The sequence below is a fragment of the Enterocloster sp. 210928-DFI.2.20 genome (genome assembly GCF_020554465.1).
In the GTDB taxonomy this organism is placed as follows: domain Bacteria; phylum Bacillota; class Clostridia; order Lachnospirales; family Lachnospiraceae; genus Enterocloster; species Enterocloster bolteae.
The window spans coordinates 107257-131170 of the sequence record NZ_JAJCHK010000005.1 but is presented as its reverse complement, the minus strand read 5'-3'; the positions used below and the strand labels follow the sequence as shown (position 1 = coordinate 131170).

The 23914-nt window shown below is 51.1% G+C and carries 20 protein-coding genes; 13 read left to right on the top strand and 7 right to left on the bottom strand.

Annotation, left to right across the window (positions count from 1 at the left end):
• Positions 1-183 precede the first annotated feature (183 nt).
• Complete coding sequence (locus LI015_RS07335) at positions 184-1236, top strand: immunoglobulin-like domain-containing protein (RefSeq protein WP_227124401.1); 1053 nt, start codon at positions 184-186, stop codon at positions 1234-1236.
• Positions 1237-1241: 5 nt separating this feature from the next.
• On the opposite strand, the gene LI015_RS07330 is transcribed toward LI015_RS07335, so the two are convergent.
• Complete coding sequence (locus LI015_RS07330) at positions 1242-2192, bottom strand: AraC family transcriptional regulator (RefSeq protein WP_002564985.1); 951 nt, start codon at positions 2190-2192, stop codon at positions 1242-1244.
• Between the two features lie 167 nt (positions 2193-2359).
• Between LI015_RS07330 and LI015_RS07325 the strand changes: the two genes are divergently transcribed.
• The 5 genes from LI015_RS07325 to LI015_RS07305 all read left to right on the top strand — a co-directional run bounded on the left by LI015_RS07325 (position 2360) and on the right by LI015_RS07305 (position 7735).
• Positions 2360-3394: a TIM barrel protein gene (locus tag LI015_RS07325; RefSeq protein WP_002572678.1), complete on the top strand. Its 1035-nt coding sequence runs from the start codon at positions 2360-2362 to the stop codon at positions 3392-3394.
• A gap of 96 nt (positions 3395-3490) precedes the next feature.
• Entirely contained in the window at positions 3491-4657 is a 1167-nt protein-coding gene (locus LI015_RS07320; protein WP_227124399.1) for a carbohydrate kinase family protein, read from the top strand.
• Between the two features lie 51 nt (positions 4658-4708).
• A complete protein-coding gene (locus LI015_RS07315) occupies positions 4709-5857 on the top strand; it encodes a Gfo/Idh/MocA family protein (protein WP_002564982.1) in 1149 nt (382 codons plus the stop codon).
• Between the two features lie 2 nt (positions 5858-5859).
• Positions 5860-6849, top strand: coding sequence for a sugar phosphate isomerase/epimerase family protein (locus tag LI015_RS07310; protein WP_002564981.1), 990 nt, complete (start codon positions 5860-5862; stop codon positions 6847-6849).
• A gap of 19 nt (positions 6850-6868) precedes the next feature.
• Positions 6869-7735, top strand: a complete 867-nt coding sequence (locus LI015_RS07305; RefSeq protein ID WP_227124397.1) for a class II fructose-bisphosphate aldolase — start codon at positions 6869-6871, stop codon at positions 7733-7735.
• Positions 7736-7767: 32 nt separating this feature from the next.
• Here LI015_RS07305 and LI015_RS07300 read toward each other — a convergent pair whose 3' ends face one another.
• A complete protein-coding gene (locus LI015_RS07300) occupies positions 7768-8718 on the bottom strand; it encodes a LysR family transcriptional regulator (protein ID WP_227124396.1) in 951 nt (316 codons plus the stop codon).
• 143 nt (positions 8719-8861) lie between these two features.
• On the opposite strand from LI015_RS07300, the gene LI015_RS07295 reads away from it, so the two are divergent.
• Both LI015_RS07295 and LI015_RS07290 read left to right on the top strand, forming a co-directional pair.
• Positions 8862-10304 (top strand): aspartate ammonia-lyase, encoded by a 1443-nt coding sequence (locus LI015_RS07295; protein ID WP_002564978.1) that lies wholly within the window; start codon positions 8862-8864, stop codon positions 10302-10304.
• A 33-nt stretch (positions 10305-10337) separates the two neighbouring features.
• On the top strand, positions 10338-11582 hold the full coding sequence (locus LI015_RS07290) for an NAD(P)-dependent malic enzyme (protein ID WP_002564977.1): 1245 nt from the start codon (positions 10338-10340) through the stop codon (positions 11580-11582).
• A gap of 104 nt (positions 11583-11686) precedes the next feature.
• Here the strand turns inward: LI015_RS07290 and LI015_RS07285 are convergent, their stop codons facing one another.
• From LI015_RS07285 to LI015_RS07265, 5 genes are all read right to left on the bottom strand, one after another.
• Entirely contained in the window at positions 11687-13099 is a 1413-nt protein-coding gene (locus LI015_RS07285) for an MFS transporter (protein WP_002564976.1), read from the bottom strand.
• 33 nt (positions 13100-13132) lie between these two features.
• The gene (gcvPB, locus tag LI015_RS07280; protein WP_227124395.1) at positions 13133-14725 is read right to left on the bottom strand and encodes an aminomethyl-transferring glycine dehydrogenase subunit GcvPB; all 1593 of its coding nucleotides are present in this window, start codon (positions 14723-14725) and stop codon (positions 13133-13135) included.
• 16 nt (positions 14726-14741) lie between these two features.
• On the bottom strand, positions 14742-16148 hold the full coding sequence (gene gcvPA / locus LI015_RS07275; RefSeq protein WP_227124390.1) for an aminomethyl-transferring glycine dehydrogenase subunit GcvPA: 1407 nt from the start codon (positions 16146-16148) through the stop codon (positions 14742-14744).
• Between the two features lie 35 nt (positions 16149-16183).
• Positions 16184-17332, bottom strand: coding sequence for an ATP-NAD kinase family protein (locus LI015_RS07270; RefSeq protein ID WP_227124388.1), 1149 nt, complete (start codon positions 17330-17332; stop codon positions 16184-16186).
• Between the two features lie 204 nt (positions 17333-17536).
• Positions 17537-18385: a MerR family transcriptional regulator gene (locus tag LI015_RS07265; RefSeq protein ID WP_054353862.1), complete on the bottom strand. Its 849-nt coding sequence runs from the start codon at positions 18383-18385 to the stop codon at positions 17537-17539.
• A 181-nt stretch (positions 18386-18566) separates the two neighbouring features.
• On the opposite strand from LI015_RS07265, the gene LI015_RS07260 reads away from it, so the two are divergent.
• From LI015_RS07260 to LI015_RS07240, 5 genes are all read left to right on the top strand, one after another.
• Entirely contained in the window at positions 18567-18929 is a 363-nt protein-coding gene (locus tag LI015_RS07260) for a hypothetical protein (protein WP_054353863.1), read from the top strand.
• 151 nt (positions 18930-19080) lie between these two features.
• A complete protein-coding gene (locus LI015_RS07255; protein ID WP_002572666.1) occupies positions 19081-20451 on the top strand; it encodes an MATE family efflux transporter in 1371 nt (456 codons plus the stop codon).
• A gap of 300 nt (positions 20452-20751) precedes the next feature.
• A complete protein-coding gene (locus LI015_RS07250) occupies positions 20752-21894 on the top strand; it encodes a sulfurtransferase (RefSeq protein WP_002564960.1) in 1143 nt (380 codons plus the stop codon).
• Between the two features lie 69 nt (positions 21895-21963).
• Positions 21964-22410, top strand: coding sequence for a hypothetical protein (locus LI015_RS07245; RefSeq protein ID WP_118018197.1), 447 nt, complete (start codon positions 21964-21966; stop codon positions 22408-22410).
• 172 nt (positions 22411-22582) lie between these two features.
• Positions 22583-23914, top strand: coding sequence for a TIGR04283 family arsenosugar biosynthesis glycosyltransferase (locus LI015_RS07240; RefSeq protein WP_002564958.1), 1332 nt, complete (start codon positions 22583-22585; stop codon positions 23912-23914).

Sequence of the window (23914 nt, the reverse complement as noted above, 5' to 3'; positions counted from 1 at the left end):
CTTAAATTATAACATGGGTCAGGGAAAAAGAATAGGACCTGTGGGAAGATATCAGAGCGGGCAGACTGGAACCGAGGAAAAACCGCTGTAATCTGGTGATATATACTTTGTTTTTATGGGGTTGTCTGTTATAATATTCAAAACGATTGACGGTTCTGAGTGTGACGGCAGAAGGAGATATTAATGGAACGCAGAAAAGTGATGACCATTGCGGCAGTTTTGATTTCAGTTATGGTGGCTGCGGGGGCCTGCGGTAAGATGATGGGAGATGCCCCAGTGCCGGCAGAAAAGGCCGGAGTCTCATCGGGAGACAGGAAGGCACCGGCAGACAGTACTGAAAAAGCTGAGGCAGGTACGGCAGATACGGAAAAGAATGAAAAAGAAAGAACAAAAAAACAGAGTCCGACGGAGACACAGGCCGAATCAGAACAGGCTGCTCTCAACGTGCAGGAAGTGCCTGTTCTAAAGGGTGAAGCAGAGCCTGCGAAGCTGGATTCTTCCGGTCTCCTGGCTAAGGCATCGCCTGAAACCAGCGCCATGACTCTGTTCATATACGACGGAACCTCTGTGCGCCTTTACTATATGTTTGACAGCGAAAAGGAGAGGGAGATACTGGATGACTTAAGTTCCGTAAAGGCAGAGCCGGCGGAAGACTGGTCGGCCAAGGATGCCTCCCTGCCTGTTTACGGAATTGAGATTGGCCGGGAGGATGGACTGAGCCTGTTTGCGGCGTGGACCAACGGCAGGTGGATTGCCCAGAATGGGTCTGTGTATCAATTCGATTATGATTTTGAAGCTCTGAAGCAGAGGAAGGAGTGGGAGAGTGCAGGAGAACTGCCCTCTTTTACAAACTTTCCGTGTGCGCGGGTATTTACACAGGAAAAAGAACAGTGGAATACCCGGTTCCTGGTTCCGGCAGCTCCTTTAAATCCTCCCAGGGGAATTACCATGACGCTGGATTCCTGGGATAATGATATAGCGGCAGTGACCATTAACAATGAGAGCGGAGGGGAATGGAGCTGCGGTGAATTTTATGAGCTGCAGGTTCTGATTGACGGCGTGTGGTATGAGATTCCGGCCATGCCGGGCAACTGGGGATTTAACTGCATGGGGTTTTATATACCGGACGGAGGCAAACAGAGCATGATCAATCATCTGACAATGTACGGGGAACTTCCGTCAGGAACATACCGTCTTGTCATCAAGGAATTGTCCGCAGAGCATGTCATACCGTGATTTTATCAGGAACACGCTGCGGGGCCTGCTGGCTGGGGAAGAAGGCAGCGTTCTAAAAGCACGATGCTGGAGGACGCAGACAGGAACTCCTGGGTGGTGAGCATGGATTTTTGCTGCTGCTTCAGTTCATCGTGCCGGAAATTCCGGCGGTATTCCTTGGGGGAGCATCCATACTGCCGCCTGAAGCCGCTGTTAAAATATTTGGAATCAGAAAAACCGCAGGACATGCAGATGTCTAACAATGGGAAGTCCGTCAGCAATAAAAGCTGGCGGGCTTTTTCGCATCGGATTTTGGCCAGGTATTCCTGAAAGGGAAGTCCCAGGTAATCCTTAAAAAAGTGGGACAGGTAGGTAAGGCTCAAATCTTCTTTGCGGGCAATGTCCGACAGGAGAAGTTTTTCTGAATAATGTTCGTCGATATAGTGGGTGATTTTGCGCATACGTGAAGCCTTGCTCTGGGAGGCGTTTTTTTCCTTGTCGGACAGAAGCCTGTTGGGCAGGGTGTCCAGCAGGCCGGCAAAGAGCAGATTTAAAAGTCCGACGCATTTTAATTCAAATTTGTCAGCTTTTTTCAGGTAAAGGCAGGCAAGCTCTATCATCATGTCATACAGTTTTTTGCAGACATCCGTCCCGTCCCTTTGAAGAATCAGGGAGGTAAATTCCAGATTGGCAATCCGCGGGTAGTAAGAAGAAAAAAAGGATGGGTGTACCTGTAATGAAACTAAGAGGGCAGGGGAATCAGCTTTCAGCTCATGGCTTTGAAATGGATTCACAACAAAGAAATCCCCGGTTTCCAGGCTGTGGGTTTCATTTTGGGCCTGAAGAAAGAGACTGCCGTCCAGAAGAAGGCAGAGCTCAAAATCCTTATGGATATGGGGGGTGCGGTAAAGCATATTTACAAGAAAAAGCTTAAAGTTCATCTGGCTGTGGGATATGATTTCAAACTCCTGGTTCATGGTATCTCCTCCCTTTCTGACAGTATACGTCTCCGGGGGCGGGCTTGTAAAGTAAAAAGCAAATTTGTCATGGTTTGAACCGTAAATTTGTTTGGGATTTGAGGCCGGGAACTTGATATAGTATAGGTATGAGATACAGATAACCGATGAATCAGGAGGGTAAGGATATGACAAAATTCAAGTTTTCCGTGGGACCGTGGAATGTGCATTCAGGAGCGGACTCCTACGGACCCGCGACCAGAGATGAAATTGCCTTTGAGGAGAAAATCAGAACATTCGCTGAGCTGGGTTTTTCCGCCATCCAGTTCCACGATGACGATGCGGTGCCCAACATCAATGATTATACGGAGGAAGAGATAAAGGAAAAGGCCAGAACCCTTAAAAAGATGCTGGACAAATACGGACTGGCTGCTGAGTTTGTGGCTCCCAGGCTCTGGATGGACGGGCGGACCGCGGACGGCGGATTTATGAGCACCTCAGAGGAGGACAGGGAATACGCCATGTGGAGGGCTTACCGCTCCATTGACATTGCAAAGGAGCTGGGCTGTAATATGGTGGTGCTGTGGCTGGCAAGGGAGGGCACCCTCTGCGCGGAGTCCAAATCCCCTGTATGGGCCACGAAGATGCTGATTCAGGCCATCAATAAAATGCTGGAATATGATTCTGATATCCGGATTTGCATTGAGCCCAAGCCAAACGAGCCCATTGACAGAAGCATCTGCGGGACCATGGGCCATGTGCTGGCAGTGTCGGCAGCCACCATTGACCCGGGACGGGTGGGCGGTAATCTGGAGAGCGCCCATGCCATCCTGGCCGGCCTTGACCCTGCCCATGAAATCGGGTTTGCAATGGCAATGGGAAAACTGATGACCGTCCATCTCAATGACCAGAACGGTATCAAGTATGACCAGGATAAAGCCTTTGGTGTGGAAAACCTGAGGGCTGCCTTTAACCAGGTAAAGGTGCTGAAGGAGAATGGCTACGGTGAAAACGGGGAGTATGTGGGCCTGGATGTAAAAGCCATGAGGACCACCAGGGATCAGGACAGCTATAAGCATCTGGAGAACAGCCTGAACATATTTAAGGCACTGGAAGAAAAGGCGGACCGGTTTGACTATGAGTTCCAGAAGGAATGTGTGAGGAACAGAGACTTTGAGGGGCTGGAAATGTATGTGATGAATCTCCTGATGGGCCTTGTCTGATGTGAATGTGAAGGATGGTAACAGCGGATAGGAAGGTAAAACAGGAAGGCCAACTGGAAAGGCCAAAGGCATAAACCCGTGAAAGGGGGTGTTGTGGTGGCTGATGAGAGGGCAGCGGAAAACAAGAGAGCAGCAAAAGACAAAAGGGCGGTGGCGGCAGGACATATATGCATTGACATCACTCCCCTGTTCCCGAAAGGAAGCACGGGGGAGGCAGGAAGGATACTGGCGCCCGGACAGCTGGTACAGATGGAGGGGGTGAATATCCATCCCGGCGGGGCAGTGGCCAATACAGGCCTGGCCATGAAGCACCTGGGAGTGGATGTCCGTCTGATGGGTAAGATAGGAAAGGATGAACTGGGAACCCTTATCCTTAACTGCCTGGAGAAATACGGGGCGGCTGAGGATATGATTTTGGCGGACCAGGAAAAGACTTCTTATTCCGTTGTCCTGGCTATTCCGGGAATTGACCGTATTTTCCTTCATGATCCGGGCGCCAATGTGAATTTTTCGGGCAGCGATCTTGATTTTGAGGCGATCAAAGAGGCGGACCTGTTCCATTTCGGATATCCCACCCTGATGCAAAACATGTACCGGAACCAGGGGGAAGAGATGGCCCGGATGTTCAGGCAGATAAAAGAGGGGGGAACCGCCATATCCTTAGACATGGCCGCCATTGACCCGGCCTCAAAAGCAGCCGGAGCGGACTGGAAAGGGATTTTGGGAAACATATTGCCCTATGTGGATTTCTTTGTGCCAAGCGCCGAGGAGCTGTGCTTCATGCTGGATGGGGAGCGTTACCGGGAGTGGACCAAACGGGCGGATGGAAGGGACGTCACAGAGGTGATCCGGGTCCGGGAAGTAAAGCCTCTGGGTCAGATGGCCCTGGACATGGGGGCCAGGGTTGTCCTGATTAAATGCGGCGCTTTAGGCATCTATTACCGCACGGCATGCAAAAACGGCATAGAGGACATGTGCAGGCAGCTGAATCTTTCCATGGAAGCCTGGAAGGGCAAAGAGGGCTTTGAGCCGAGCTTTGAACCGGATACAGTGGTATCCGCCACAGGCGCGGGGGATACCAGCATAGCCGCCTTCCTGGCCTCTGTTCTCAGAGAAGCTGATTTAAAGGAGGCAGTGGAGATGGCAGCAGCAGAAGGGGCATGCTGTGTGGCTGCTTATGACGCCCTCAGCGGATTACGGTCCCTGGAGGAAATGAAAGAGAGAATCAGGAAGGGATGGAGCAAACGGGAATACAGACCGTGACAGGGCGGAGCGTAAAAAAGCAGCAGAACCAACCATGAAAGGAGAAAAAAGATGGCAAAGAGACTGACATACGCAATGGTAGGCGGGGGTCCGGATGGGTTTATCGGCGATGCCCACCGCCGGGCAATCGGGCTGGATGGAACAGCAGCCATCGCGGCAGGGGTATTTTCAAGAAACCGTGAGAAATCATTGCAGATGGCGGAAAGCCTTGGCATTTCCCCGGACCGGTGTTATGAGGATTACCAGACAATGGCCAGGGCTGAGGGGGAACGTGAGGACGGCATTGACTTTGTGACAGTGGTCACCCCCAACCAGTCCCATTATGAAATCTGCCGGGCCTTTTTGGAGGCGGGAATCCATGTGGTATGCGATAAGCCGGTGACAACAACGTACCGGCAGGCAAAGGAGCTGGAAGCCCTGGCAGAGGATAAGGGACTTCTGTTTATGGTTACCTATACCTACATGGGTTATGTGACTGCAAAATATGCCAGGGAGCTGGTGGCCTCCGGCGCCATCGGAGAGGTACGCACGGTCATGGCGGAATATCCCCAGGGCTGGCTTGCCTTTGAGGACGATTTCGGGGGAAAACAGGGAGAGTGGCGCTGCGACCCCGGTCAGTCAGGCGGAGTGAACTGTCTGGGAGACTTAGGCACCCATGTGGAGAACGCGGTGGCTGCCATGACCGGGCTTAAGATTAAGCGCCTTCTGGCTAAGATGGATGTCATTGTGCCCGGGCGGGTACTGGATGACAACGACAGCATTCTGGTGGAATATGACAACGGCGCCACCGGAATATACTGGACGTCGCAGGTGGCGGTGGGCCATGACAACAGCCTGAGAATCCGTATCTACGGCAGTAAAGGCACCATCCAATGGTTCCAGGAAACGCCTGATAAGATTACGGTTATTGACGCAGACAATACCATCCGGGAAATACACCGCGGATACGGCGCCATCGGGGAAAGGGCAGGTAAATACGCAAGGATTCCGGCCGGACATCCCGAAGGCTGGTTTGAGGCCATGGGCAATCTCTACCGCAGCTTTGCACAATGCGTAAGCGCAAAAAAGGATGGAACGTTTACAGCGGAAATGGTGGATTATCCCACGGTGAGCCAGGGCGCTGAGGGGCTGGCGTTTGTGGAAGCCTGTCTGGAAAGCAATCAGAACGGGAATACGTGGGTGGAGTTTAGGAGGAAATGATTATGGCAAGACCGGTAACGATTTTTACAGGACAGTGGGCTGATTTGGGTTTGGAGGAGATGTGCAGGACAGCAAAGGACATGGGATACGACGGACTGGAGATTGCCTCCTGGGGCCAGATTGATTTACAGAAGGCAGCAGAGGATCCGGAGTATGTAAAAAACCTGAAGGGCACTCTGGAAAAATACGGACTTGGATGCTGGGCTATCGGCGCCCACCTGCCGGGCCAGTGTGTGGGCGATGTGTGGGACCCGCGTCTGGACGGGTTCGCGCCCCCAGAACTGGCGGGCAAGCCGGAGGAAATCAGGGCATGGGGCATACAGCAGTTAAAATACGCTGCCATGGCCGCGAAGGCCATGGGAGTCAAGGTGGTGACCGGCTTCATGGGTTCACCTATCTGGAAGATGTGGTATTCATTCCCCCAGACCACAGAGGAAATGGTAGAGGAGGGATTTAAACAGATTAAGGAGCTGTGGACCCCTATCTTCGATGTGTTTGACCAGTGCGGCGTGAAGTTTGCCCTGGAGGTCCATCCGACGGAAATCGCCTTTGACTATTACAGCACGCAGAAACTGCTGGAAGTGTTTGAATACCGCGAGACACTGGGTATTAATTTTGACCCCAGCCATCTGATTTGGCAGGGAATGGACCCGGCCATGTTCCTCTATGATTTTGCCTCCAGGGTATATCATGTACATATCAAGGATGCGGCCGTGAACCTGAACGGAAGAAATGGAATCCTGGGCTCCCATATCACCTTCGGAGATCCAAGACGGGGGTGGAACTTTGTATCGCCGGGCCACGGGGATGTGGATTTTGATAAAATCATCCGGATACTGAATGTGAAGGGCTATGAAGGGCCTCTTTCCATTGAATGGGAGGACAGCGGCATGGACCGTATTTTCGGGGGTACAGAGGCGTGCGCGTTTACGAAGAAGATCAATTTCTCACCGTCAGATATTGCCTTTGACGACGCATTAAAGACAAAGTAAGAAGGACAGGTAAAGGACAATGCTGGTAAACTTAAATGATGTATTGGTTCCCGCCAGGAAGGGGAAGTATGCGGTGGGACTGTTTAACACGGTCAACCTGGAGCTGGCCAGAGGCGTGATGGAGGCTGCCGAGGAACTGGATTCCCCTGTTATCATCGGAACAGCAGAGGTACTGCTGCCCTATGGTCCCTTAGAGGACCTGGCAAACCTTCTGATTCCCATGGCAGAGAGGGCGTCGGTTCCGGTGGTGGTGCATTTGGATCACGGCCTGAGGGAGGAGACATGCAGGCTGGCTCTGGAACTGGGATTCAGCTCCATTATGTACGACTGTTCCACTATGGACTACGGGGACAATATGGAGCATGTAAAAAGGATGGCGGAAACAGCTCATTCCTTTGGTGCTTCCATTGAGGCGGAGCTGGGCCATGTAGGGGATAATGAAGGAGGAAGCGCTGAAGGAAGCGGCCCTGGGGCCGAACCGTCGCAGTTTTACACGGATCCGGTCCAGGCGCGGGACTTCATTGACCGGACCGGGGCAGATGCACTGGCCATTGCCGTGGGCACGGCCCATGGAGCCTATAAGCTTCCGCCTAAGCTGAATTTTGACCGGATTTCGGAAATTGCAGAAACCATTTCCACACCTCTGGTCCTTCACGGCGGATCCGGTCTGTCTGACTCTGATTTCAGGACAGCGGTTGAACGGGGAATCAGCAAGGTCAATATTTTTACAGATATCAACCAGGCCGGGGCTAGGGCAGCGGGCAGCGGATACAGGGAAGGAATAGGACTTACGGATATGATACTGCCTGAGATAGAGGCGGTGAAACGGTCCGTGATGGAAAAGATGAGGCTGTTCGGCTCTGCGGGGCAGGGGAGCGGAAGATAATAATATGAAATAAAGAGGGATGCAGTACCGGCTTACGCTGATTTTGCATCCCCTTTTGCTATATTGAGGAATTCCTCCATGGCCCGGCTGAAATACCGTCCGTTTTTCCAGTAAAAATACAGATTCCTCTGGCAGAGGCTGCCGTCCAGCTTATAGTACACCACGCCGGGGTGGAAGGGGACCTGTTTAATCAGAGTATCGCTGATGAAGGATATGCCCATTCCGGAACAGGTGATGTTGTAGGATGTAAGCTGCTGGTCCAGTTCAAACCGGATGTCAGGGGTAATGTTATGGCCGGCCAGGATTTTCACCGCCCGTTTTCTGGTATCATTATCCGGCTTAAGCATGATATAAGGCTCCCCGCTGAACCGCTCCAGGGGAACAGGCGCAATGCTGCTGTCCAGGAAGGAACCGTCATGAATCATTTCAAGAGGAATCTGGTACCGGGCTGCTTCCCTGTTTACGTCAAGGGCTGCCGGCACTGCCAGAAGCAGGTATTCCGTTCGGTAGACACGGCTGTCAAAGGCAGTCTTGTCCAACTGGCAGTTATCAATCATAAGGTCGATTCCGCCGTTTTGCAGCAGTAATTTGAGTTCCGATGTATTTTCTTCCATCAATTCCACCTTTACCATGGGAAACTGCCGTGTAAAGCTGCCAATCAGAGGAGGAAGCACCCATGATGAAAAAAGACTGCTGCCGCCCAGAACCAGTTTTCCTGTTTTTAATCCGCCCCAGTCATTCATGAAGCTGCTGAATTCATGTTCTACGGAGATGATTTGTTCCACAGAGCTGATATACCGTTTGCCGAACTCAGTGAGGGTCAGGGGCTTTGTACTTCTGTCAAAAATAGGATAGCCTATGTGTTCCTCAACTCTTTTTACGGTGGCGCTTAAGGAGGGCTGTGATATGAACAGCTTCCTGGCTGCTTTGGAAAAGCTTTTTTCCTGATAGACCGTGTAGATGTATTCCATTCCCTGAAACATAACATCCCCCTTTATTTTCCAAAAAGTATACTATCAAAGTTATAATCAATATAGAACCATATGTATTGGATTATATTATACCCCAGCCTTATAATAACATCAACTTGATATTATATCATTCGTATATGGGAGGTTTCGTTAAAATGGACGGAAGAAAAGATTACAGGGTGGAAATGGATTCAGTGGGCGCAAAGGATGTGCCGGAAAATGTATACTATGGGGTTCAATCCATGCGCGCGGCAGAGAATTTCCAGATTACTGGTCTGAATATGCACCCGGAAATCATCAACAGTCTTGCATACATAAAAAAGGCGGCGGCAATCACCAACTGCGAAATCGGGCTGCTGGAAAAAAAGACGGCGGAGGCAATTGTACAGGCATGCGACGAGATTCTGGAAGGCAGGTTCCATGAGGACTTTATTGTTGACCCCATTCAGGGCGGGGCTGGCACATCCCTGAACATGAATGCCAACGAGGTGATTGCCAACCGCGCCATCGAGATTCTGGGCGGCCAGAAGGGTGATTACTTTATAGTCAGCCCCAACGACCATGTGAACTGCGGACAGTCCACCAATGATGTGATTCCCACGGCCGGCAAGATGACTTCCCTGCGGCTGTTAAAAAACCTGAAATCAGAGCTTATGCGCCTTCACAGGGAGTTTAGCCATAAGGCGGAGGAATTTGACCATGTGATCAAGATGGGGCGCACCCAGATGCAGGACGCTGTGCCCATCCGTCTGGGGCAGGAATTCAAGGCGTACTCGGTAGCTGTCATGCGGGATATCCGCCGTATGGACAAGGCCATGGAGGAGATGTGCACCTTAAATATGGGCGGCACTGCCATTGGGACAGGAATCAATGCGGATGAAGCCTATCTGAGAAGAATCGTTCCCAATCTTGCGGAAGTGTCCAACATGGAGTTTGTGCAGGCCTTTGACCTGATTGACGCCACCCAGAATCTGGATCCCTTTGTGGCTGTATCGGGCGCAATCAAGGCCTGTGCGGTGACGCTGTCCAAGATTGCCAACGACCTCAGACTGATGTCCTCAGGACCAAAAGCAGGCTTTAATGAAATCAATCTTCCGGTCAGGCAGAACGGATCTTCTATCATGCCGGGCAAGGTCAATCCCGTCATACCGGAGGTGGTAAACCAGGTTGCCTTTAACATCATTGGAAATGACCTGACCATCACCATGGCGGCGGAAGCCGGACAGCTGGAGCTGAACGCCTTTGAGCCCATTATTTTCTACTGTATGTTCCAGTCCATCGACACTCTGGCCTATGCGGTCAGGACATTTGTGGACAACTGCGTATCCGGCATCACGGCCAATGAGGAGAGATGCCGCTCCCTGGTGGAAAACAGCATTGGAGTCATTACGGCCCTTTCTCCCCATGTGGGATATGAGAAGGCGGCGGATATTTCCAAGAAGGCCCTTCAGACCGGTACGTCTGTGAGAAGCATAATTCTCCAGGAGGGACTGCTGGATGAGGAGGAGCTGGACCATATCCTGGATCCGGTGCGGATGACTGAGCCCGGGATATCGGGGAAAGAGCTGCTGATGAAGAATAATATAGATGAAAAATAGTACGGAACAAAATGACGCGGGGAGGCACGGGATATGGATTATGCAGAGGCGGCTTTAAAAATGCACCGGGAAAATCACGGCAAACTGGAGATGGCAAGCAAGATTCCTTTAACCACAAGGGATGAGCTGAGCACAGCATATACACCGGGGGTGGCTGCCCCCTGTCTGAAAATTAAAGAGGACAAGAGCGAGGCATACACCTATACGGCAAAAGGCAACCTGGTGGCCGTGGTGACGGACGGAACCGCTGTGCTGGGACTGGGAGATATCGGCCCGGAGGCCGCCATGCCGGTCATGGAGGGAAAAGCCGTCCTCTTTAAAAAATTCGGCGGCGTGGACGCGGTCCCCATCTGTCTGGATACCAGGGACACAGAGGAAATAATAGAGACTGTAAAGAGGATCGCCCCCACATTCGGAGGCATCAATCTGGAGGATATAAGCGCGCCCCGCTGTTTTGAAATTGAGCAGCGGCTGGAGCGTGAGCTGGATATTCCTGTTTTCCATGATGACCAGCACGGCACCGCCATTGTGGCCACGGCCGCCCTGATCAATGCCCTCAAGCTGACAGGAAAGCAGATGGATGGGATTAAGGTCATTGTAAACGGGCCGGGAAGCGCCGGCACGGCTATCACTGAGATGCTGCTTGGTGCAGGGGTGAAGGACCTGATTGTCTGCGATGAGCACGGGGCGCTGTGTCCCGGCCGCGAAAAGATGGATGGGCATAAAGAAAAGCTTTCCCTGATGACCAACGTAAGGAAGGAAAAGGGGCGGCTTGAGGATGTCATTGCCGGCGCGGATGTTTTTATCGGTGTCTCGGCAGCAGGCGTGGTATCAAAGGACATGGTAAGAACCATGAAAAAAGATGCCATAGTGTTTGCCATGGCAAATCCAGTGCCTGAAATTATGTATGAGGAAGCAAAGGAAGCCGGAGCCCGCGTCATGGCTACCGGGAGGAGTGACTGCCCCAACCAGATTAACAATGTGCTTGTATTTCCAGGATTATTCCGCGGAGCCCTGGACTGCCGGGCCAGGGACATCACCTGCGGCATGAAGCTGGCGGCAGCTTACGGGATTGCGGGCCTGGTCAGCGGTGAAGAACTGGGGGAGGAGTATATCATTCCTTCTGCTTTTGATGAACGTGTGGCTAAGGCAGTGGCTGAGGCGGTGAAAAGGGCAGCGGTTAAGAGGGATGCGGCGAAGAGGGATGCGGCGAAGTGGGATGCGGTGAAGCCTGCGGCAGTGAAGGCGGCCGGGGAGGTAAAGCAGGGCCGGGAATAGAACATACTAAAAAGGGGCGGATATTTTCCGTCCCTTTTTCTGCCATTTTTTATGGGTAGAATTTCTTATGGGTAGAGATTTATCTTTGCAAAACCTGTCAGACACTACAGAATACGGTCGAATTCACTTGTTGAGTAAGCTTTTCCCTCATCCTTAAGTTTTCTGGCGTTCTGCATGGCGCGGAAGCGGACTCTGTTTATGGGATAGAAGCAGACAACCAGCGCGCACAGAAGCATCAGGCATCCGGGAATGATGGAAGCCATATTGGTGACAGCGGCTTTGGCGCTGTCCGGCTGTATGGTGAGCGACGCGTCGTAGCCGCCCAGGTCCAGAAGGATTCCCACTGCCTGGAGCGCGGTTGCCTTACCCAGCTTGATGAAAAATGAGAAGTAGGAAATCATGACCCCGGTGAGCATCTCCCCTGTCTTAAACTCATAAACCTCACATACGTCGTAGAGCAGGTTATAGCTGAGCACCAGGAAGCCTATAATGGCAAAGTGCGCCATACAGAACTGGATAACCTGGTCCGTGATGCTGTGGAAGCCCACAAATTTGAATATCACCAGGGCAAAGCCCGCAATGGCCATGAAGGTGATAAAGACCCATTTTTTATCAAACACAACAGCCAGCTTTCCGATGAGCACAGACAGGATAACTCCCACAATGGTGCCTGCCAGATACACAACAGCCGTATCTGCCTCAGTTGCGCCCACCACCACGATGGTATTGTAAATAACACTGGCATTGCAGGTGTTGAATGCAAAATAGAAGAGGAAGGAGGCCACAATCACCAAAATGTAAGGCTTATACGTCAGTACCTTGCCCAGACTCTTGAAAATGGGCTCATCCTTGCTCTGGGGCGGGTATTTGATTTCCCATCCCCTGGTGGCACGCCATGTGATAAAGATGGCAGTACCTGCTATGGCGCCCAGTGTGAGGGCTGCAAACGTCCAGGCACGTTCCTCGCTGATTCCCTGGCCCTTAAACAGGCTCACCAGTATCATGGGCAGGGCGTTGGCAAAGAACAGGCCGCAGGTGCCGAATACCTGGCGTATGGAGGACGCGCGGGTCTTTTCATCGTTGTTGGTGGTCAGCTCAGAACCCAGTGACAGGTAGGGAATATTGAACAGGGTGTAAGCGGTCCAGTAAAACACAGACACAACAACGAAATATACAAACTTTAAATTAGCTGAAAAGTTCACTTTTGTGAACATCATGGTAGTCAGCAGGATCAGGGGCACGGTGGATATCAGCAGGAACGGACGTCTGCGCCCGGCTTCCAGTGTGCACCGGTCTGACATGGTTCCTATGATGGGATCGCTGATGGCATCCCACATAACTCCCAGAAAGACAATGGTACCGGCCAGGGCAGGCCGCACGCCTGCGATATTTGTCAGAAAGAAGATGAAAAATGCTCCTACAAACTCAGTGATGACTGTGTCGCCTAAGTTGGCAATACCAAAACCCAGTTTTACCGGCATGGGCAATAGTCGGTCATAGTTATCTTTGTGCTCCATTCTTGTTTCCTCCTCATTATTTGCTTTTACCTGCTACTGGCCGAGAATATCCTTGCTGATTGTGCCGGCTTCCATGCGTTTGCGAAGCTGCCTGTATGTAACTGCTATTTTATCAAAATCCATGACTTCATCCAACAGGGTGTTATGGATGGGAGCGTTATGGGGAGCGCTCCTTATTGTCTCAGGCTCCTCATAACATTCCCTGGATATCTCTTTGAGGATGGCCGCGAATTCATCCAAATCATCCTTGGAAAATGACTCCGTAGGCTCCAGCGTAAATGGCTCAGGCACAATCCACGGATGGTGGGACTGCCAGTAATGCTGCATGCCGAAATCCACCAGACGCTTGGTCACATCCACGGTTCCAAAGCCGGTGTCCTCTTTTAAGGGCTGCCAGCTGTAACGGCATTGTTCAATCCGGCGTTTCCCCTCGGCATAGAATATCTTAACGCCTTTAATCTGTCCCACCTTTTTCATCATATACTGATTGTTGAGAACAGCGCACACAGCGGCTTCCCGCAGGCCGTCGGCTCCTAACTGGCGGATCCACATGTAAACGCGGAGGATTACGTTGGCATTTCCCATGAACATGCGGACCTTTCCAATGCTTTCAGGGCAATTGAAGTCCATATAATACTGTTTGCCGTCGTATTCCACCCGGGGTACGGGCAGAAAGGCCTTTAACGGTTCCCTGACACAGAGAGCGCCAACGCCGGGTCCCATGCCGCCGTGAGGGGAGGAGAAGGTTTTGTGCAGATTGTAGTGGATTAAATCAGCTCCGATTTCCTTTGCACGGGTAATGGTCATGATGCCGTTTACATTGGCCTGGTCATAGTAGCAGAGGGCGCCTGCTTCGTGGGCAGCATCCACGATTTCCTTAATCTGGGGATTGAAGATGCCTGTATCCTCGGGATTGGTGATAAAGATGGCGGCAGTGCGCTCTGACAAGGCGCTCCGGAAGGCTTCCAGGGAGGGCATGCCTGTCTCCGGGTCGCTCATCAGGGTGATCACCTTGTAACCTGCGGTGGCAGGGGCGCCTGCGTCACAGGGGTGAGAGAATATGGTGGTGATGATTTCATCCTTCTGGGTATTGCCCTTTGCCTCATGATAAGCACGAATCACGCTGGCTCCGGCAAAGCAGGCAGCGGCGCCTCCGCCCATGTGGCAGCAGGCAGCGTCCATACCGGAAATTTCACAAATCATTTCTTCTGTTTTTTTGTATATTTCCAGGATGCCCTGGATGGTGGATGCATCCTGCAGCGGGTGTACGTCGATGATGTTGGGATGGGTATTGGCAATATGCTCCTGCACCTTGGGGCTGTATTTGATGGTACAGGTTCCTTCGCCCAGATCAGGGGTAATGTCGTTGCCCAGAATTTCCTGGGTCAGACGCAGATAGTGGCGGTTGACCCTGGCCTGGTGTACCTCAGGCAGGAACGGGGGTGTCTTTCTTCTCATGCAGGTAGGAATGTCGTCGGCGCCGTCGCCCACTTCTTCTGTTATATGTGGACTTGGCTTTGTTACATTGACACCTCTCTGTCCGGGAACGGACAAATCAAAAATCAGCTCTTCATCCCATTTTGCTTCATGGAACCTGCGTAAATGTTTGCTGTAATCTCGTTTCATATTCTAATGTCCTCCCTTAATTTAATATAGCCTGCAACGCACCAGCCAGCCGGTCTATGGATTCTTTGTCTGCAGTCTCGGTCACACAGTACAGAGCGCTCTGACCAAGTTCAGGATAATCCCGGGACAGGTCCACGCCGCCAAAAATCTGGCGGGAGAGCAGCAGCTGATTGATTTCCTCCACTGTTTTGCCGGTTTTATCGAAATTCACCACAAATTCCTTGAAGAACACAGATGGAAACCGGAGTGATACGCCGGGAATCCCAGCCAGTTTTTTGGCTGCGTATTTTGCGTTGGTCATAATGGTATGGCCGATTTCCTCCATGCCTTTCGGGCCCATGAGGGACAGGTAAACAGCCACGGGCGCGGTCCACAGATTGTTCTGGGTTCCGGTAAATTCTTTTCCGTTTTCCCTCATGGCATAGTGGGTGCGCTCGATGAGCACAACCGAATAGCCCTGTTCCCCGGGTACCGTGGTCTCCACCATTCCGTCCACCAGCTCCTTGAATTCCGTGATATAGCGCATATCGTCATGGCTGGCAATAAAACCTGCCTGGCCGCCGCCAAAGTTCAGATGAAGGCCCAGTCCGTGAAGGTCGCCCACACAGATGGTAGCGCCGTAGTTGGCAGGAGCCTCCAGCACGCCCAGGGAAATGGGGTCCGTATACACGATGAATTCGGCTCCCGCAGCCTTTGCCAGCTTCCCGATTTCCTCACCCTGGGTCTCGATGATGCCCAGAAAGGTTGGATTTTCAATGTAGACAGCTGCCGTATCCTGGTCCAGCCTGGATTTAAGGTCTTCCAGGTCCAGCATTCCGGTATCGCTGCGGCAGGCTACCAGTTCAATCTTAATTTCCTGGTCCGCATCTATCATTTTCAGGTAATTGCGCACCAGAGCCAGGTTCTGACGGTTCATGGTATGGGGAAGGAGGACCTTGTTCCTTCCGGTGATACGGCAGGCCATGCGAAGGCCTGTGGCTGATGCCTGACCGCCGCAGTGGCATGGGACGGTCAGGAAGGACATGTCTAACAGCTCTGCCATCAGGCTCTGGTATTCAAAGAATATCTGGTATTTTCCATGGTCGGCCCATGTCTCGGCTCCGTAAGTGGTCAGAAGCTCTCCCCTGGATGCAATTTCATCGCAGACAGCCGGCACATAGTGCTGGGCGCAGCCGGCTCCCATGAAGTTGGAGAATTCATTGCAGTTTTTGTTTTTTGACAGGATTCGTTCGATATGGCGTTTGATTCCCTGTTCATCCGGAATGGCCTCCGGCAGATTTAAAGCACCCTGGTAGCGGATGGCCTCCGGTATTTCTTCGTAGAGCTCCATTACATCACTGATTCCCACCTCAGCCATCATCTCAGCCTGTACATCCGGCGCGGAGTTAGGGATGTAGGGGTATACTGTTTTTTTGCTGTCCATTTCTTACCTCCTGATTTTTGATTTTATTTGTGGATTTAATAAATTACGTTTGCCATGATTACGTCCTTGTACCCGGTGGTGACCGGGATATAACCGGTGAGCATGCGGTTTACCTCCTCATCGCCCGTGTCAATCAGAAGAGGGTTTCCGCCCAGAGAAAAGATTTTGTCCCTGGAGGCAATGACCATGATGTTTTTCGTCCCCACCCTGCGTATGACTTCGGCGGAGATCTGCTGGTTTCCCCTGCCGAAAATATATCCCTGTCCTCCAATCACAGTGACTATGATTTTGGCCCTGGGATACTTCTTAAGCGCTGCCAGGATATCCTGCTCCGTGCAGTCTGAGCCTATGACCTGGCCCTGGAAAAGGAGATCCACCCCTAACAGGGTGTTGGGCTTACCCATATAGTTCATCAGCCGGGCCGTGGTGGATCCGGTTCCCACAATGTAGAGATATTCCGGCTCCTGTTCTATGAGCCGGCTGACGTACATGCACATGGACTGGATGGACGCGTCCTCTGAGCAGCCCCTGCCGCTTTTTAAATTCTGGACAAATTTCTTTTCATTGGGGACCTTCAGGTATCCGTACAGCCTGGCGTCGCAGATGCCCTGGCGGAACAGATTTTCGTCAATATCCATGACTTCTGCTTCCCTGTATTCCATGACCCTGCCCTCTGCATACCGGACCATCAGTTCGCCGGCTGCCCTGGGGGTGCGGGCATAGACTGCAGAATGTATCTTACATCCTGCCGGGATGCCCAGGACCGGAATAGAGGTTCCCACTGCATCCAGGATGTTGCGCGCGGTTCCGTCGCCGCCGGCAAACAGAATCAGGTCCACTCCTTCATTGCAGAGCATTCCGGCAGCGTCCATGGTGTCTTTAGGGGTAGTGTTCCGGGAAGAGGGGGAGCACTGGCTCCAGGCTTTGGTCCCCTCAGCTAAGCGGTAGTTTAACCCGGCCTGTTTGCAGATGTCCTCACCCATATTGCCTGGGCAGGTATGGATTTCCAGCTGTTGTTCTATTGGCTTTAAAAGCTTCATGGTGCCCAGAGCCTTTGCGCCTGCTTCAGGAACAGCGCCAAGCTCCAGGGCTTTTTTCAGGGTCTGTGTTCCGTCCGAACCCTTTAATCCTACTTTTCCTCCGATACCAGCCACAGGATTTACGATAAATCCTATTTTTTTCATATTATTTATGTACTTAATCCGTTGCTGATGATTTAAGTAATCTCCTTTCTTTATGAAATAATAATCTGATAATATGTTTAAAAATTAACTAATGTCATTATAAGGTATGCTCTATAAGGGATTGTCAAGAAATATTTTGGAATAAAACCGAATTGAAAAAGAAAAACCTTCCTCTTAGGGGGAAGGTTGCAGAAAAACAAAGCGCTATGGATTTTGGCAGATGACCATGTGAATTTTTGTGACAAACTCATCTGCGTTTTTAATCAGATTGGGTCCGATGAAATAGCTTTCAAAAGACTGGCCTGTCAATATGATTCCGTTTTTCTTTGCATAGGCCAGAGTCCGGTGGTAGGCCTCCATGATTTCCTTATAGCTGCCAAGGTGTATGGTGGTGAGACACGGGTATTCCGGCATGACCTTGATTTGGCTGTCTCTGACCTGGGTTTCTTTAATAGGATAAAAAATCTGAAAGTGGGTGGGAATATCAAAAAACTGGTGGCTGAAATGGTCATAAAAGAATGCAGTCAGTTTACCGGCAATCTCCAGGTGGCGCGTGTCCATATAATTTTCCAGCTCTATTTCATACTCCAGAAAGAGGTTGCTGACATAGGCGCTGCTGTAATGATTGGAAAAGGCAATGAGTCCGGGAGAATAGATTTCACGTTTCACCTGTCCGGCAGTGGAGGACAGATTATCATAAAACTGGTCTGACAGGCGGTCGCGGAAATCGCTGAGGCGCAGTATGCTTTTGCGCAGGCGCGTAAGCTCCCTGGAGCAGTCCTCAATCTTTCGGTTGAGCAATTTGACCTTATCCTGTCTCTGGTTCTTTTGCAGGTAATCCCGGATTTCATTTAATTTCAAGCCTGCATTCTTTAATTTTTTTGTGGTGATAATATCCTGAATCTGGTCTTTTGTATAATAACGGTAATTATTGTTCTCATCAATATCAGGTTTGATAAGCTGAATTTCATCGTAATACCGCAGTGTTTTTGTGCTCACATTGCTCAGTCTGGCAGCTTCCCCCACGGAATACTTATCCTTGATTTCAGACACGACCCCTTCCCCCGTTTCATAAGATGTTACCCACGATGTTCCAAAATAAGTATAGTCCATTGAAAGGGGTTTGTAAATATTTACACAGCAAGTACACAAAAAGGAAAAGCCCTTGGAAAGAGTAACACATTGTCCACCTGTCCCATACAATATACCATAATCATATTTATTAGAGGAGGTTTTGATATGTGTTGTAATAGATGCTGCTGTAGGTGTTGTAGATGTTGTAATTGTGGCAATAATTGCGGTAATAACTGTGGTGGTAACTGCGGTAATGGCTGCGGTGGCAACTGCAGATGCTGCCGGTGCTGCAGATGCTGCAGGTGCTGGGGCTCCAACCAGAATGACTGGGATAATAACTGGTGGCCGGTATGGGACCCGTGTGCAGGCGAGAGGCGCCAGGCTTACCGCGCAGGTTTTAACGAAGGATACAGAGTGGGATTTGAAGACGGAAGGCGGAATTGGCGTCCTATCAACCGATAAAACAGGAGGGCGGGTACCGGCAGTGGCCGGACCCGCCTTTTGCGTTGGAATTTTGTGTTGAAAATTTCCCCGGAGGGCGAAGGCGGCGGTCTTGCCGCATTGCCAGGACCGGTTTGAAGGGAGATGAAGAGCTTGTTTTGTAATCCTTCCCGTGGTAGAATCAAAAGAAGCCTGCACAGTCTGTCTGTGCGGGGCAAGGAGGCAATTTACATATGATGGATGACAAGACCATTTTATTCGAAAAGACACCAGTTCCAAAGGCCGTGATGCAGCTGGCAGTACCCACTATCCTGAGCTCGCTGGTCATGGTGATTTACAACCTGGCGGATACATACTTTGTGGGGATGATGAACAACCCTGTGCAGAATGCCGCGGTGACGCTGGCGGCGCCTGTACTCCTGGCCTTCAATGCGGTCAACAACCTGTTCGGCGTGGGAAGCTCCAGCATGATGAGCCGGGCATTGGGGCGCCGCGATTATGAGTCGGTCCGGCGCAGCAGCGCGTTCGGGTTTTACTGTGCCCTGTTTTTCGGCCTTCTTTTTTCAGTTCTGTGCACGGTTGGCCTGAATCCTCTGCTGATTCTTCTGGGGGCGGATGCCAACACAATGGATGCAACGGCTGGATATCTGAAATGGACTGTGCTCTTTGGAGCTGCTCCGGCTATCCTGAATGTGGTAATGGCATACATGGTCCGAGCTGAAGGTTCATCCCTTCATGCCAGCATCGGAACCATGAGCGGCTGTCTGTTGAATATCATTTTGGATCCTATCTTTATTCTGCCGTGGGGGTTTGATATGGGAGCGGCGGGAGCCGGCCTTGCCACGTTTCTTTCCAACTGCGTTGCCTGTGTCTATTTTTTTGTGCTGCTCCGGGTCAGAAGGAAAACAACCTTTGTCTGTATCAATCCAGAGAAGTTTTCGCTTCAGAAGTACATTGTGCTGGGAGTGTGCGCCGTGGGCATACCGGCGGCAATCCAGAATCTTCTGAATGTGACAGGTATGACCATACTGAACAATTTTACATCCTCCTACGGCGCCCAGGCAGTGGCTGCCATGGGCATTACCCAGAAAATCAACATGGTTCCCCTGCAGGTAGCCATGGGCTTTTCCCAGGGAATCATGCCCCTTATCAGCTACAACTATGCCAGCGGCAACCACAGGAGAATGAAGGAAACCATATTCTTTACCATCAAGACCTTGCTGCCGTTCCTGGTGGTGGTATCCCTGGGGTATTTTGCCGGGGCGGGCTTGCTTACAAGGGCGTTTATGGACAATGAAGCGATTGTGGCTTACGGCACAAGGTTCCTCCGGGGGTTCTGCCTGGGACTTCCGTTCCTGTGCATGGATTTTCTGGCAGTAGGGGTATTTCAGGCAGTGGGCATGGGAAAGGCAGCACTGAGCTTTGCCATACTGCGTAAAATCGTGCTGGAGATTCCGGCCCTGTACCTGTTAAACCTCCTGTTCCCGCTGTACGGTCTTTCCTATGCCCAGCTGGTGGCGGAGCTGGTGCTTTCCATTGCATCTGTTATTATGCTGGCCCGTATTTTTAGAAGGATGCAGAGGGAGGACGGAGCATCTTCCTGATATGCTGAAATTATATGTGTTAATAAAATCCTCTGGTTTGGAGTACGGGCCAGGGGATTTTTGCGGTACGGGAAAGGACGGTTTTTTATGTTATTATAAAATCCGTTTATATTGGGAAGTAATAGAATATAGCGGAACAGCAATCATGAAGTTTGATATAGAAAAAAACTATACATAACATTCAATGCATATATTTCACCGATTGGACAAAACAAGCAGGTGTTTTTATAATTATCAAGGTAATATAGAATGTGCAGCATAACAGATACATCAATATAAATTTGGGAGTGGAGAAGGATTATGAAAAGAAGATGGTTAGGCATTGCGATTTGCGCCGCCGCATTATTGGCAGCAGGATGTTCCTCAGGTACGGATGTGTCAAGGGCCGCGGATGAGTCTGATACCGGCACGGCTGCCGGCAAGGCATCTGAGACAACCGCTGATACGGCTGCGGCAAAGTCAGAAGCAGGCGGGACGGCCGCAGAAGCATCTGCGGTAAAGGCAGATCCGGTTGAAAAGAAGAAGGTCTATGTGTCGCCAGACTGGGTTCAGAGCGTTCTGGACGGCAATCAGGAGGAATCAGAGGATTATATGGTTCTGGAATGTGCCTGGGGTACAGTCCAGGATGCGGCGGCTTATAAGGAAGGCCACATTAAAGGCGCCTACCATATGAATACGGATGATATTGAATCGGAGGAGTACTGGAATATCCGGACTCCGGAAGAGATAAAGGATCTGATGGCTGAATACGGAATCACAAAAGATACAACGGTTATCTGCTACAGTGATAAGGGCACGAATTCAGCGGACGACCGCGTGGCATTTACCCTTTTATGGGCAGGGGTGGAGAATGTAAAATGCCTGGACGGCGGTTATGAAGCCTGGCTTAAGAGCGGATACGGAACAGAGAAAACCGTTAATACCCCGCAGCCCTCTGACAGGGAGTTTGGCGCGGATATCCCGGTTCATCCTGAATACATCCTGTCCATTGACGAGGTTAAGGACAAGCTGGCAGGAGACGATAACTTTAAGCTGGTCAGCATCCGCAGCAGGGACGAGTTCCTGGGCGGAACAAGCGGATACGGATATATTGACAGGGCAGGCGAACCGGAAGGTGCTGTATGGGGACATGATACGGATGACGGTTCCTATCATAATGAGGACGGAACCACAGCAGGCCTGGATGTATTGAAGGGCTATCTGGAGGAATCTGGCGCTTCCCTTGACAATGAGCTGTCCTTTTATTGCGGCACAGGATGGAGGGCTACTATTCCGTTTCTGATTTGCTATGAAAACGGAATGACCAATATGACCGTATATGACGGAGGGTGGTACCAATGGCAGATGGATGATTCTCTTCCGGTACAGGTGGGGGATCCCGCGGAAAGCAGCTGCCAGTTTACCACGGTGGGTGAGCTGTCCACAGACAAAGCAAAAAAATAAAGACTGATAAAAATAAGCGTTGCGTCTTGATTGAGCCAACGCTTATTAAATGTAAAAGGGAAAATGATAATGAAGAAAGTGGCATATATATCTGCGACAATTCTGGAAATCCTGTGCCTGGCAGGGGCCTGGGCCGTACAGTTCTTTACCCGCACAAAAATGGGAATGGCCCGGTATGTTGTATATAAAAACAGGGGATGGGAGTCCAGATATCCCATGGAACTGCTGGCAAAAGGGGCCGCGCTTGTGATGGTCCTCCTGACCGCCATGCTTCTTCTCTGTTTCCTGCGCCGGAGAAGGAACCTGACAAAAGCGCTGTGGGTTATGAGCGCCGGTATGGTGCTTCTGACATCTGGATATGCGGTATTTACATGGATGAATTCAACAAATGAATTTCGGGCATATTATTTCATCAGCGCAATATTGGGGGCTGTGTCTCTGATACAGTGTATCAAAACATGGATTGGAATGCTGGGGTGCCGGCAGGAAGGCAGCGGGGCGCTGTTCCTTCCATGACCTGACAGGGAGAGAAAACAGCGGGGGCAGCGGCTGTGCCTATTTCTGGGGAATATGCCTGGGATTCCGGAATGTGATGAGAAGCCGGATATGGGGAAATCAATGGTCAACAGGATGCTTACAAAGTTTTGGTGAAGGTTTGACAAGACAGAAAATGGAGAGAATCGTATAGATGAAACGCGCGATTATTATTTTTACAAGGGTACCTGAACCCGGACAGACAAAGACCAGGATGATGCCTGCGCTCAGCGCCAAGGGCTGCGCCCGCCTCCACACCTGTTTCCTGGAAGATATAAAAAGGGAATGCGGGAAGGTGGAGGGACAGCTTTTTGTATGCTTTACACCGGATGATGGCAGAGAACGTTTATATCCGGTTTTTGGCAGAGGGGAGCATTACATTTCCCAGAGAGGCAGCGGCCTGGGAGAACGGATGTATCAGGCCATCCGGGAGGTGCTGGGCCGGGGTTATGAGGCATGCATCCTCATGGGAACCGATGTACCTGAAGTGAGATCGGAGTATCTGGAACGGGCGTTTGGCCTGCTTGAGCAAAACGATGTGGTATTGGGGCCTACCAGGGATGGGGGGTATTATCTGGTGGGTATGAAGAAACCGCAGCGGGACGTGTTTGATGTGGAAGGGTATGGACAGGGCTCCGTGCTTCGGGATACCATGTACCGGCTTAAGACGGCTGGCTGCAGGGTGGGATTAACCGAAACCCTGTGGGATATGGACGTTTACCAGGATCTTCAGGGATACCGGCAGAGAATGCGGGAGGATAAGAGGCTGCAGGAGACGTCCACGGGACGGTATCTGGCCAAAACCAGCCGTATTTCCATCATCGTACCTGTTTACAATGAGGAGAAGACCATTGTACAGATGCAGGACCAGCTGGAGCCGCTGAGGGGAAAATGTGAAATACTGTTTGTAGACGGCGGCAGCACGGACAGAACCATGGAACGGATTCGCCCCTGGGTTAAAGTCATACATTCGGAAAAGGGACGGGCCAGGCAGATGAATACGGGAGCCATGGAAAGTCATGGGGACATCCTGTTTTTCCTCCACTGCGACAGTGAACTGCCTCCCCGCCCGCTGGCCGAGATACGCAGGGTGATGAAGGACCACAGCGCGGGATGCTTTGGAATTGCCTTTCATTCGTCCAATTTCTTCATGTTTACCTGCCGTGTAATATCAAACCACCGGATTAAGGACCGCAGGATCATGTTTGGGGACCAGGGCATCTTTGTGGACCGCAGCCTGTTTTTTGATGCAGGCATGTTCCCGGAGATTCCTGTGATGGAGGATTACCAGTTTTCCCTTACGCTTAAAGAGAGGGGAGTAAAGCTGGGCATGACAGGGCGGCGCATCTACACATCGGACAGACGTTTTCCAAAAGGAACCCTGCCCAAGCTTAAGCTGATGTGGAAAATGAACCGGCTGCGTAAGATGTACCGGGATCGGGTGCCCATTGAACAGATTGACCGGATGTACCGGGATGTGAGGTGA

Bases quoted from the DNA above. Each gene is read 5' to 3' on its own strand.
- gcvPB (WP_227124395.1), bottom strand. From the start codon at position 14,725: ATGAAACGAGATTACAGCAAACATTTACGCAGGTTCCATGAAGCAAAA.
- LI015_RS07255 (WP_002572666.1), top strand. From the start codon at position 19,081: ATGATGGATGACAAGACCATTTTATTCGAAAAGACACCAGTTCCAAAG.
- LI015_RS07240 (WP_002564958.1), top strand. From the start codon at position 22,583: ATGAAACGCGCGATTATTATTTTTACAAGGGTACCTGAACCCGGACAG.
- LI015_RS07335 (WP_227124401.1), top strand. From the start codon at position 184: ATGGAACGCAGAAAAGTGATGACCATTGCGGCAGTTTTGATTTCAGTT.
- LI015_RS07290 (WP_002564977.1), top strand. From the start codon at position 10,338: ATGGATTATGCAGAGGCGGCTTTAAAAATGCACCGGGAAAATCACGGC.
- gcvPA (WP_227124390.1), bottom strand. From the start codon at position 16,148: ATGGACAGCAAAAAAACAGTATACCCCTACATCCCTAACTCCGCGCCG.
- LI015_RS07315 (WP_002564982.1), top strand. From the start codon at position 4,709: ATGGCAAAGAGACTGACATACGCAATGGTAGGCGGGGGTCCGGATGGG.
- LI015_RS07305 (WP_227124397.1), top strand. From the start codon at position 6,869: ATGCTGGTAAACTTAAATGATGTATTGGTTCCCGCCAGGAAGGGGAAG.
- LI015_RS07330 (WP_002564985.1), bottom strand. From the start codon at position 2,192: ATGAACCAGGAGTTTGAAATCATATCCCACAGCCAGATGAACTTTAAG.
- LI015_RS07285 (WP_002564976.1), bottom strand. From the start codon at position 13,099: ATGGAGCACAAAGATAACTATGACCGACTATTGCCCATGCCGGTAAAA.
- LI015_RS07325 (WP_002572678.1), top strand. From the start codon at position 2,360: ATGACAAAATTCAAGTTTTCCGTGGGACCGTGGAATGTGCATTCAGGA.
- LI015_RS07310 (WP_002564981.1), top strand. From the start codon at position 5,860: ATGGCAAGACCGGTAACGATTTTTACAGGACAGTGGGCTGATTTGGGT.
- LI015_RS07245 (WP_118018197.1), top strand. From the start codon at position 21,964: ATGAAGAAAGTGGCATATATATCTGCGACAATTCTGGAAATCCTGTGC.
- LI015_RS07250 (WP_002564960.1), top strand. From the start codon at position 20,752: ATGAAAAGAAGATGGTTAGGCATTGCGATTTGCGCCGCCGCATTATTG.
- LI015_RS07270 (WP_227124388.1), bottom strand. From the start codon at position 17,332: ATGAAAAAAATAGGATTTATCGTAAATCCTGTGGCTGGTATCGGAGGA.
- LI015_RS07300 (WP_227124396.1), bottom strand. From the start codon at position 8,718: ATGTTTCAGGGAATGGAATACATCTACACGGTCTATCAGGAAAAAAGC.
- LI015_RS07295 (WP_002564978.1), top strand. From the start codon at position 8,862: ATGGACGGAAGAAAAGATTACAGGGTGGAAATGGATTCAGTGGGCGCA.